Source organism: Pseudomonas sp. HMSC065H01 (assembly GCF_001815235.1).
Lineage (GTDB): Bacteria > Pseudomonadota > Gammaproteobacteria > Pseudomonadales > Pseudomonadaceae > Pseudomonas > Pseudomonas aeruginosa.
This window is the reverse complement of sequence record NZ_KV819858.1, coordinates 95973-106210: the sequence shown is the minus strand read 5'-3', so window position 1 is coordinate 106210 and position 10238 is coordinate 95973. Positions and strand designations below refer to the sequence as shown.

13 protein-coding genes are annotated in these 10238 nt (G+C 66.1%); 8 read left to right on the top strand and 5 right to left on the bottom strand.

What is annotated here, in order from left to right:
* Nucleotides 1-101: 101 nt before the first annotated feature.
* A complete protein-coding gene (locus tag HMPREF3014_RS34320; RefSeq protein WP_124014415.1) occupies nucleotides 102-293 on the bottom strand; it encodes a hypothetical protein in 192 nt (63 codons plus the stop codon).
* Between the two features lie 49 nt (nucleotides 294-342).
* Entirely contained in the window at nucleotides 343-1323 is a 981-nt protein-coding gene (locus HMPREF3014_RS07695; RefSeq protein ID WP_003096411.1) for a magnesium transporter CorA family protein, read from the bottom strand.
* Nucleotides 1324-1424: 101 nt separating this feature from the next.
* Between HMPREF3014_RS07695 and HMPREF3014_RS07690 the strand changes: the two genes are divergently transcribed.
* The 5 genes from HMPREF3014_RS07690 to HMPREF3014_RS07670 all read left to right on the top strand — a co-directional run bounded on the left by HMPREF3014_RS07690 (nucleotide 1425) and on the right by HMPREF3014_RS07670 (nucleotide 6616).
* The gene (locus tag HMPREF3014_RS07690; protein WP_003114340.1) at nucleotides 1425-1700 is read left to right on the top strand and encodes a hypothetical protein; all 276 of its coding nucleotides are present in this window, start codon (nucleotides 1425-1427) and stop codon (nucleotides 1698-1700) included.
* 132 nt (nucleotides 1701-1832) lie between these two features.
* Nucleotides 1833-2600, top strand: a complete 768-nt coding sequence (locus tag HMPREF3014_RS07685) for a substrate-binding periplasmic protein (protein WP_003096415.1) — start codon at nucleotides 1833-1835, stop codon at nucleotides 2598-2600.
* A gap of 42 nt (nucleotides 2601-2642) precedes the next feature.
* Entirely contained in the window at nucleotides 2643-2876 is a 234-nt protein-coding gene (locus HMPREF3014_RS07680) for a TIGR02647 family protein (protein ID WP_003096418.1), read from the top strand.
* 148 nt (nucleotides 2877-3024) lie between these two features.
* A complete protein-coding gene (locus HMPREF3014_RS07675; RefSeq protein WP_023086745.1) occupies nucleotides 3025-5877 on the top strand; it encodes a class I adenylate cyclase in 2853 nt (950 codons plus the stop codon).
* A gap of 40 nt (nucleotides 5878-5917) precedes the next feature.
* A complete protein-coding gene (locus HMPREF3014_RS07670; protein ID WP_003096422.1) occupies nucleotides 5918-6616 on the top strand; it encodes a glycine-rich domain-containing protein in 699 nt (232 codons plus the stop codon).
* Between the two features lie 43 nt (nucleotides 6617-6659).
* On the opposite strand, the gene rnk is transcribed toward HMPREF3014_RS07670, so the two are convergent.
* The 3 genes from rnk to cyaY all read right to left on the bottom strand — a co-directional run bounded on the left by rnk (nucleotide 6660) and on the right by cyaY (nucleotide 7722).
* Nucleotides 6660-7064, bottom strand: a complete 405-nt coding sequence (gene rnk / locus HMPREF3014_RS07665) for a nucleoside diphosphate kinase regulator (protein ID WP_003096424.1) — start codon at nucleotides 7062-7064, stop codon at nucleotides 6660-6662.
* A 135-nt stretch (nucleotides 7065-7199) separates the two neighbouring features.
* Complete coding sequence (locus HMPREF3014_RS33195; RefSeq protein ID WP_003161172.1) at nucleotides 7200-7409, bottom strand: DUF1289 domain-containing protein; 210 nt, start codon at nucleotides 7407-7409, stop codon at nucleotides 7200-7202.
* Nucleotides 7387-7722 carry an iron donor protein CyaY gene (gene cyaY / locus HMPREF3014_RS07660; RefSeq protein ID WP_023087911.1) on the bottom strand — a complete coding sequence of 112 codons (336 nt, stop codon included), beginning with the start codon at nucleotides 7720-7722 and terminating at the stop codon, nucleotides 7387-7389. Before cyaY ends, HMPREF3014_RS33195 begins: the two co-directional genes overlap by 23 nt.
* Before the next feature lie 253 nt (nucleotides 7723-7975).
* Here cyaY and HMPREF3014_RS07655 point away from each other — a divergent pair, with 253 nt between their 5' ends.
* From HMPREF3014_RS07655 to dapF, 3 genes are read left to right on the top strand one after another with little or no spacing between them, the layout of a single operon-like run.
* A complete protein-coding gene (locus HMPREF3014_RS07655) occupies nucleotides 7976-8116 on the top strand; it encodes an LPS translocon maturation chaperone LptM (protein ID WP_003096430.1) in 141 nt (46 codons plus the stop codon).
* Nucleotides 8117-8126: 10 nt separating this feature from the next.
* Complete coding sequence (gene lysA / locus HMPREF3014_RS07650) at nucleotides 8127-9374, top strand: diaminopimelate decarboxylase (protein WP_003118055.1); 1248 nt, start codon at nucleotides 8127-8129, stop codon at nucleotides 9372-9374.
* A gap of 10 nt (nucleotides 9375-9384) precedes the next feature.
* Nucleotides 9385-10215, top strand: coding sequence for a diaminopimelate epimerase (gene dapF / locus HMPREF3014_RS07645; RefSeq protein ID WP_003114344.1), 831 nt, complete (start codon nucleotides 9385-9387; stop codon nucleotides 10213-10215).
* The last annotated feature ends 23 nt before the right edge of the window (nucleotides 10216-10238 follow it).

Genomic DNA, 10238 nt, shown 5'->3' with positions numbered 1-10238 from the left:
ATCAGGCCCTGCTTGGTGCCGGTGATGGACATATAGGCGGGGGTTGCCATGGATGCATTCCTTGTCAGTGGTAGCCGGGACGACATGTCCTGGTGCGGCAGCTACCCAACAAGCTTCGTGCCAATAAAATATTTACCTTTTAAATCAAATTCTTGAAGAATCTCCCGGCCCGCACGAACACTTTCCCCTGGGTTTACCCCGAAAAAGTGAGCAAGTTGTTGCACAGTGCTATGCAAGAACTTGCTCAGTTCATCGAAGACCCCGTCAGGCCTTGGCCCCAGCGTGGTATCCACAGCTTTTCCCGAAGTTATCCAGCAAAAAGTTGCACACCTGCCGAGTGCCTCAGAGCCAGTTCTTGAACTTGAACCAGAGGTACGGAAGGATCGCCGATACCACCATCATCCCCAGCGCCATCGGATAGCCGATGGACCAGTCCAGCTCGGGCATGTCCTTGAAGTTCATGCCGTAGACGGTGCCCACCAGGGTCGGCGGCAGGAACAGTACGGCGGCGATGGAGAACACCTTGATGATGCTGTTCTGCTCGATGTTGATCAGGCCAAGGGTCGCGTCGAGGAGGAAGTTGATCTCGGTGGACATCTTCGCCAGGTACTCGTCCAGCGAGCGCACATCGCGCTCCACGGTCTTCGCCAGCACCTTGGCCGGCTCGGAAAGCCAGCCGTTGCAACCCTGGCGGAAATAGCTGTTCATCCGATTGATGCTGAGCAGGCTGTCGTTGAGCTTGGACAGCAGCGAGCTGCTGCGCCCGAGGTGCTTGATGATCTGCTGCAGGTCGGTCTTCGGCTTGCGGGTCTGGGCGGTGGACTCGGCGAAGATCTCCCGCGACATGCTGCTCAGTTGCCCCTGTACGGCCTCCAACACGTCGGCGATGCGGTCCACCAGGCTGTCCATCATCAGGGCGAACAACTGGGTGCTGCTGCGGTTGGCGTCGAGCTGGCGGATGCAGCGGTTCTCGAACTCGCGGAACGAACGCAGGTCGGCGTAGCGCACGGTAATCAGCCATTTCTCGCTGAGGACGAAGGTCACTTCCTCTGTGCTCGGCCGGTGCTCGGTGATCCCGCCGACCACCGAAGTGGTCATGTAGAGGACGTTGCCGTCCTCGTAGAAGCGCGACGAATCCTCGATCTCGGCCATCTCCTCGCGGGTCGGGATGTTCACCTGCAGGTGGGATTCGAGCAGGCGCTCCTCTTCGGGGGTCGGGTGATGCAGGTCGATCCACAGGGTGCCCGGCGGCAACCCCCGCTGGGCATCGTCGTGCTGGCGTCGCTCCAGGCGGTCGCCGGAAAGGATGTAATAGGTGATCATGTCGGGTATCGCTACCTTCGCGGCCATCCGTTGGCCAAGCAGGGTGGACAACTTCCCGCCGCCGCACAAGCGGTACTTTGCGCCAGAACGAGGAACGCCCGATGAGCGAACAGGACGACAACCAGGAAGACGGCTTCGCCGAGGAAAAACTGATCCAGGCCATCGAGAACCAGATCGAAAGCGAGAATCCGCCGGCGGCGCGCGCCGTGTTCAACAAGCTGACCCTGGTCGGCTACGAGCGCGACGAGGCGCTGGGCATGATGGCCTACGTGCTGGCCCACGAGATCAACGCCATGCTCGCCGCCGACCGCGCTTTCGACAGCGCCGGCTACGAGCATGCGCTGCGTGCCCTGCCGACGTTGCCGGACGACGAATGAGCGGAGCCGGGCCGACTGGTGCCGGCGAATGCCCCTCGTATCCATGCGGTTTTGTTTCGCCAAACGCCTGCCGCTCTGGTAGAAAGGTGGCGCCCACTCTCCGTGCCACCTGCTTTCGCGGAGCGATACCGGATGCGATCCTGGTTCCACTTCCTGCCCATCTGCCTGCTGCTGGCCCTTTCCGGCCCGGCAGCGGCCGTCCCGACAGAACCCCTGGTGCTCGGCGCCGAAGACGACTGGTATCCCTATACCGCCTACAAGGACGGCCGCATCCAGGGCATGAGCGCGGACATCGTGCGGGCCGCCTTCAGGGCTGCGGACACGCCGGTCCAGCTCAATCCCTACCCCTACTCCCGCTGCATGAAGCTGGCCCTGAAAGGCTTGATCGCCGGCTGCTTCAACACCTCGCCGAACCCGCACATCCTCGCCGACTACCGTCTGCCCCGGCATCCGTTGTTCCGCGCGGAGATCCAGCTCTGGGCGCGACGCGACGAAGCGCGGCCGGTGAATGCGGAGCAGGCGCTGAGCGGACGGAAAGTCGCGGTGACCCTCGGTTATGAATACGGCGACGGCTTCGATCGCCGCCACGACCTGGTGCGCATCCCGGTGCGCAAGGACTACTACGGTTTCCTCATGCTCCAGCGCGGCCGCGTCGACTACGCCCTGGCCTACCGCAATACGGCTCGCCAGTTGTTCAGCGAACATCCCGAACTGGAAGGCCAGTTCCAGCCGGTGGCCACGGTCCACCGCCCGGAGCTGTACCTGTCGTTCTCGCGCCGCCACCCGCAGGCCGAGCATCTGCTCGAACGCTTCGACCTCGGCATGCAGCGCATCCTCGCCAGCGGCGAGTACCAGAAGATCCTCGACGGCTGGAGCCAGGCCGCCGACGCTACGCCCTAGTCCAACTACACTCACCGGTGCTCAACACCGCAAGGAGCCGACATGGCCTTCACTCCCGAGCTGATCGACGAACTGGAACTGCTGGCGCTCTTCAACCTGAACAACACCCAGGAAGGACTTAAGGTCCATCACACCGCCGACGGCAAGGCCGTCGCCGCCGCCCGACGCCTGCACGACAAGGGGCTGATCGACCAGCCCGACGGCGGCTACCTGACCAGTCTGGGGCTGGACGCCGCGGAGCAGGCACAGGGCCTGCTGACCATCCTCAAGGGTTGACGGAAGCGGCCATCGCGACCTGCTCCCGACAGGCCGCGACGGTTGCCCCGGTTCGCGGTGCGGCGCTCAAGCCGCCGCGCTTCCGGGCGATACAATGGCATGACCGGAGCCAGGCACGGCGCCTGGCCTTGCCTGTGCCCGGACGCCCATGAACCGACACCCCGCACTCAGCCTCGATCTCGACGATGGCATCGACCGCAAGGTCCTCGGCCAGTTGCGCCAACGCTTCCTGGCGGTCAATGCCGGTCGCCTGCAACGCGCCCGGCAGGCGTTGTCCAGCCGCCAGGAGCGGGTCCTGCGCCTGCTACCGCTGCTGTTCCACATCAACCATCCGCTGCTGCCGGGCTACCTGTCGGCCAGCACGCCAGCGGGCCTGAGCGGTTTCGAGGCGGACGACGAAGTACTCGCCGAAGCCCAGCGCCTGGCCCGCTCGTTTGTCTACAAGCCACGCAGGCAAGAACCCGCACAGCAGCCAATCCACGGCCTGTTCCTGATGGGCAGCCTGGGGAGCCTGGCCCAGGAGGAACAGAGCGATCTCGACCTCTGGGTCTGCCATGCCCCAGAACTGGAGCCCGGCGCGCGCCAGGAGCTGCGCCGCAAGTGCGCGTTGATCGAGGACTGGGCGCGCAGCCAGGGCAGCGAGGTGCACTGTTTCCTGATCGACGTCGCCCGTTTCGGCCAGGACGAACGCAAAGACTGGAAAGAGTCCGGCGGCGACGGCAATACCCAGCACTTCCTGCTGCTCGACGAGTTCTACCGTAGCGCGATCTGGCTCGGCGGACGCACCCCTCTATGGTGGCTGGTGCCGCCGGCCCATGAACGGCGCTACGACGAATACTGCCGGACCCTGCTCGGCAAACGCTTCATCCGCGCCGAAGAGGTGCTCGACCTCGGCCACCTGGCGCACATCCCCGCCCGGGAGTTCATCGGCGCCGGCCTCTGGCAGTTGTCCAAGGCCATCGATTCGCCCTACAAGTCGCTGCTCAAGCTGCTGCTCACCGAAGCCTACGCCAGCGAGCACCCGCGGGTCCGCTGCGTCGCCCTGCGCTTCAAGGAGCAGGTATTCGCCGGCCAGCTCGATCTCGACGAACTGGACCCCTACGTCCTGGTCTATCGCCATCTCGAACGCTACCTGCGGGAACAGCAGGCGCCGGAACGCCTGGAACTCGTGCGGCGCTGCCTGTACCTCAAGGTCGGGCGCAAGCTCGGCGGTCGCCAGCGCCAGGCGCAGAAGGGCTGGCAGCACCTGTCGATGGAGCGGCTCGTCGCGGAATGGCAATGGGAGCCTCGCCGCTTGGCCCTGCTCGACAGCCGCAGCCAGTGGAAGATGCGCCAGGTGATGGAAGAGCGTCGCACGGTGGTCAACGAACTGACCTACAGCTACCGCCTGCTGTTCCAGATCGCCCGCCAGCAAGGCGCTGACAGCGGCATCGACAGCCGCGACCTGGGCCTGCTCGGCCGCCGCCTGTATGCCGCCTTCGAGCGCAAGGCAGGCAAGGTGGAGAACATCAACCCGGGGATCGCCCCGGATCTCGGCGAAGACGTCCTGACCCTGGTCCAGCTGCCCGCCGACGACGACCGCGAGCAGGCGCAGTGGGCGATCTTCCCCGGTGCCCTGGGCGCTCACCAGTGGCCTGACTACGCGCCGCTGAAACGCAGCCTCAGGCTGGTCGAGCTGCTCGCCTGGTGCCATCGCAACGGCGTCATCGACAGCGCCACCCGGCTGTCCCTGCATCCCGGCCAGAGCGACCTCGGCGATGCCGAACTGGACAATCTCCTGGGCAGCCTGCGGCAGTTCCTGCCGGTCCCCCTGGCGACCGTGGACGACGCCGACCTGCTGCAACCGCGTCGGCTCAAGAGCGTCCTGCTGCTGGTCAACGTCGGTGTCGACCCGCTGCGCCACCACAGCCAGATGAACCTGCACATGGCTACCGGGCGTACCGACGTGCTCGGTTATGCCGGGGTGCGCGACAACCTGGTGCTGACCCTCGACCAGCTCAGCCTCAACAGCTGGAACGAACTGACGGTGCGCCATTACGCAGGCCCCCAGGCGCTGCCCGAGTGCCTTGCCGAGTTCCTCGACGCCGTCCGCGAAAAGCCCGGAAGCCCGCCGCAGCCACCCGAACTGATGGTGCGCTGCTTCTGTCGCAACCGGGCCGCCGCCATCGCCGTGCGGGTCGAAGAGCTGTTCCGCGAAACCTACGGGCAACTGCTTGGCGGCCAGCCGAGCCGCTACCTGCTGCAGATCCGCCAGCAGTACCACCTGCTGGAAATGTCGCCGGAGGCGGTCAGCCACGAGAGCCTGCCCGACCTGCCGAGCCTGCTCCAGCACCTGGGCCGCGAGCGCGATGGCTACAGCGCCCTGAAGCTGGATCGCCACGCCTTGGAAGGCGAGGACCTCGGGCTGATCCTGTCCATGGGGCGGCCGGACTGCATCCAGGTGTTCTACCGGCGCGACTTCGACAGCGCCGAGATCAGCCTGCTCGACGAACGCAACGCGCTCTGGCGCCAGCGCCAGGCGTTGCGTGACGAACGCAGCCTGCTCGCACCGCTGCAGCGCTTCCTGCAATCGCTGCTGTACCGGCGCAACGCCCTGTCGCTGGCGGAACAGGTGCCGGCCTCGCTGGATATCCGCTACTACGAGTTGCTCTCCAACGACGGCAGATTGCACGTCGAGCCTCGCGAAGCGCCGGAGGCCCTGGCCGGACCCGCGTTGTACGAGCTACAGGCGCTACTCGAACGCGGCGAACGCAGGCGCGTGCAGGTCACCCTGTACTGCGACCACCAGGAGTTTTCCGAACTGGAGTACGGCGCCGGCCTGTTCAAGGCGGTCGCCCGGCATATCCTGGCGCATCGCGCGGAAAGCGAACCCTACCCCTGCTACCTGACCGACCTCGACCTGTCGCGGCTGTTCGCCGACGAACAGCCGCAAACGCTGCACTATCTGCGTTATAAAAGCGTCCTGGAAACGGCGCTGAACCAGGCGCTGCTGGAACAATGACCCAGCGCCGCACCGCGCGGGGCTCGACAAGGACGTACGGATGGCACTCCTCGGTATTACCCTGCTCGCTGGCGCCGCATTCGTGGGCGGCTATCTCTACCGCCGCGGCCTGGATCGCCGGCGCTACCGCTTCATCCAGCAATTCCGCCTGCCGCCGCGGGTCGCCCAGGCGGTCCGCGAGCGCTATCCGCAGCTCAGCGAGGAACAGGTCCAACGAGTGCTCGGCGGCCTGCGCGAATACTTGCTGCTATGCCGCGCCGCCGGCAAGCGGATGGTCGCGATGCCGTCCCAGGTGGTGGATGTCGCCTGGCACGAGTTGATCCTGCATACCCGGCTCTACCAGCACGTCTGCCGCAAGGGACTCGGGCGCTTCCTCCACCATACGCCGGCGCAGGCGATGCGCAGCCCCCGACAGGCCCAGGAAGGCATTCGGCGCGCCTGGAAGCTGGCTTGTCGCCGCGAAGGCATCGACCCCCAGAACCCCACGCGCCTACCGCTGCTGTTCGCTCTCGACACGGAACTGGCGATCGCCGACGGCTTCCGCTACACCCTGAACTGCGCGCAGCGGCAAGACGGCGGCGCAGCGGTGTATTGCGCCAGCCATATCGGTTGCAGCAGCGGCTGCGCCAGCGATAGCGGCAGTACCTTCGGTTCGGACGGACAGGATTCGCGCCACGGCTGCGGCGGCGATAGCGGTGGGGACGGCGGCAGCGGTTGCGGGGGCGGTGGGGGCGACTGAGGGTCGCGAAGCCCGTCGCCGGGAGGCGACGGGCGAAAACCGATCAGCGCGCGTAGTCGCCGGCGGCTTCCGGCTGGTATTCGATTTCCAGCAGGGTCAGCTTCAGCGTCTTGCCGCTCGGCGCCGGCCAGTCGATGGTCTGGCCGATGGTCAGGCCCAGCAGCGCGGTGCCCACCGGCGCGAGGATCGAGACCTTGCCTTCGCCGGCCACGTCTTCGGGATAGACCAGGGTCAGGGTGTACTCCTTGCCGCTGCTTTCCTCGCGGCAACGCACGGTGGAGTTCATGGTCACGACGCCCGGCGGAATCTCGTCATGCCCCACCACCTGGGCGCGCGACAGTTCGGCCTCCAGCGCCTCGGCGGCGGGTCCGAATTCGTCCAGGCCATCCAGCAGGCGCTCCAGGCGCTGCAGGTCCAGACGAGTGATGGTGATCGGCGGCGTGCTCATGATCGCAGGCGTGCTCCTTGGTCCGGTTCGGTTGATCGATGAAAAGCAGGAATCGCAAAAAAGCAAAAACCCCGCCCGAAGGCGGGGTTTTCCCGGACACTAACACAGTCGCAGGAATTAGCAACATCCCCCCTATCAGGAGAGACGGCCAGCCAGCGACTGGCGTCGAGCGGCCTGTGACCTGATCTGCAAGCGGCGGGAATCGTCGGCCTTGCCCCACTCGCGGATTTCCGCCAGGGAACGTCCGCAGCCGACGCAAACGTCCGCATCGTCGAGGCAGCACAGGCGCCGGCAAGGCGAGGCCACCGCCGGCGGCGAAGCCTCAGAGGCCGGGGAACTCGACATCCTCGCCCCCCTGCTCCAGGGTCGCCCGGTTGAGCAGCGCGCCCAGCGGTTCCTGGCTGCCATCGTGGCGCCAGAGACCGCTGGCCTCGTCGTAATCGAAGTGGAAGCCGCCCGACTTCGCCGCCACCCACAGCTGGCGCAACGGCGCCTGGCGGCTGAGGATCAGCTGCGAGCCGTTCTCGAAGCGTACGGTGAGCACGCCGCCGGCGCTCTCCAGGTCGAGATCCAGGTCGCTGTCATCGAAGGCGTCTTCCACCTGCTGCTGGAGCGCATCGACCAGGTCGTGGAAACGCGCTTCATTCATCGTACTCATGCATTGCCTCGGCATTCGCTAACGGGAAAAAAGGCGGGCGACTACCTTCGTCTTGCCCTATTCCGACAATTCTACGCTGGTATTGCCGTAGTCCGCGCTGTTTTGCCGCGACGCTCGCGGAAAACGCCGGCATCCCCTCTGCCGCAGGCCATTCCTCTGCAAGCCCCGGCACACCTGATCCGGCTCGCATAGGCAAGGCGCCGGGGGGTCGGTATACTCCGGAACAATTCACGTTTTCTACAAGGATTCCGTCATGAAGCGGCTGTTCCTGTCCTTCGTCGCGCTCGCCCTCCTCGCCGGCTCCATCGCCGCCTGCGGCCAGAAAGGCCCGCTGTACCTGCCGGACGACGAAAAAGCCAAGAAAGAACACAGCAAAGACCGCTACGGTTTCTGAGAGAGCGCCCATGGACACATTCAGTTACCGCGACGGTGAGCTGTTCGCGGAAGGGGTGGCGCTTTCCCGCATCGCCGAGCGTTTCGGCACGCCCACCTACGTCTATTCCCGCGCACACATCGAGGCCCAGTACCGCGCCTATGCCGATGCCCTCGCCGGCATGCCGCATCTGGTCTGCTTCGCGGTCAAGGCCAACTCCAACCTCGGGGTGCTGAATGTGCTGGCGCGCCTCGGCGCCGGTTTCGACATCGTTTCCCGCGGTGAGCTGGAGCGTGTCCTGGCCGCCGGCGGCGATCCGGCCAAGGTGGTGTTCTCCGGCGTCGGCAAGACCCGCGACGACATGCGCCGCGCCCTGGAAGTCGGCGTGCACTGCTTCAACGTCGAGTCCGGCGAAGAGCTGGAGCGCCTGCAACGGGTAGCTGCGGAACTCGGCGTGAAAGCGCCGGTATCGCTGCGGGTCAACCCGGACGTCGACGCCCAGACCCACCCCTATATCTCCACCGGCCTGAAAGAGAACAAGTTCGGCATCGCCATCGACGAGGCCGAGGCGGTCTACGCCCGCGCCGCCGAGCTTGACCACCTGGAGGTGATCGGCGTCGACTGCCACATCGGCTCGCAGTTGACCCAGCTGGAGCCCTTCCTCGACGCCCTCGAGCGCCTGCTCGGGCTGGTCGACCGCCTGGCCGGCAAAGGCATCGGCATTCGCCACCTGGACCTCGGTGGTGGCCTCGGGGTGCGCTACCGCGACGAACAGCCGCCGCTGGCCGGCGACTACATCCGCGCCATCCGCGAGCGCCTGCACGGCCGCGACCTGACCCTGGTGTTCGAGCCGGGCCGGTCCATCGTCGCCAACGCCGGCGTGCTGCTGACCCGTGTCGAGTACCTCAAGCACACCGAGCACAAGGATTTCGCCATCGTCGACGCGGCGATGAACGACCTGATCCGCCCGGCTCTCTACCAGGCCTGGATGGACGTGCAGGCGGTACGCCCGCGCGACGCCGCGCCGCGCCGCTACGACCTGGTCGGGCCGATCTGCGAGACCGGTGACTTCCTCGCCAAGGATCGCGACCTGGCGCTCGCCGAAGGCGACCTCCTGGCGGTGCGCTCGGCCGGCGCCTACGGCTTCGTCATGAGCTCGAACTACAACACCCGCGGCCGCGCCGCCGAGGTGCTGGTGGATGGCGAGCAGACCCACGAGGTCCGTCGCCGCGAGACCGTCCAAGAGCTCTACGCCGGCGAAAGCCTGCTGCCGCAGTGAGGCCCAGACCATGCTTTTGCGCTTCACCAAGATGCATGGCCTGGGCAACGACTTCATGGTCCTCGACCTGGTCAGCCAGCACGCCCATGTGCAGCCCAAGCACGTCAAGCTCTGGGGCGACCGCAACACCGGAATCGGCTTCGACCAGTTGCTGATCGTCGAAGCCCCGAGCAGCCCCGACGTCGACTTCCGCTACCGGATCTTCAACGCCGACGGCTCCGAGGTCGAGCAGTGCGGCAACGGCGCTCGCTGCTTCGCCCGCTTCGTTCAGGACAAGCGCCTGACGGTGAAGAAGAGCATCCGCGTAGAAACCAAGGGCGGCATCATCGAGCTGAATATCCGCCCGGACGGCCAGGTCACGGTGGACATGGGTCCGCCGCGCCTGGCCCCGGCCGAGATACCGTTCCAGGCCGAGCGCGAAGCCTTGTCCTATGAGATAGAGGTGAATGGCCAGCGCGTCGAACTGGCCGCGGTATCCATGGGCAATCCCCATGGCGTGCTGCGCGTCGAGAACGTCGACAGCGCACCGGTACACAGCCTCGGTCCGCAACTGGAAGTCCATCCGCGCTTCCCGAAGAAGGCCAACATCGGCTTCCTCCAGGTGCTCGATCCGCACCATGCGCGCCTGCGCGTCTGGGAGCGCGGCGTCGGCGAGACCCAAGCCTGCGGCACCGGCGCCTGCGCCGCGGCGGTTGCCGGGATTCGCCAGGGCTGGCTGCAATCGCCGGTGCAGATCGACCTCCCCGGCGGCCGCCTGCACATCGAGTGGGCAGGTCCCGGCCAGCCCGTTATGATGACCGGGCCTGCCGTCCGCGTGTATGAAGGCCAGGTCCGCCTGTAAGGGCCGTCGCCCGCGAGAACCGA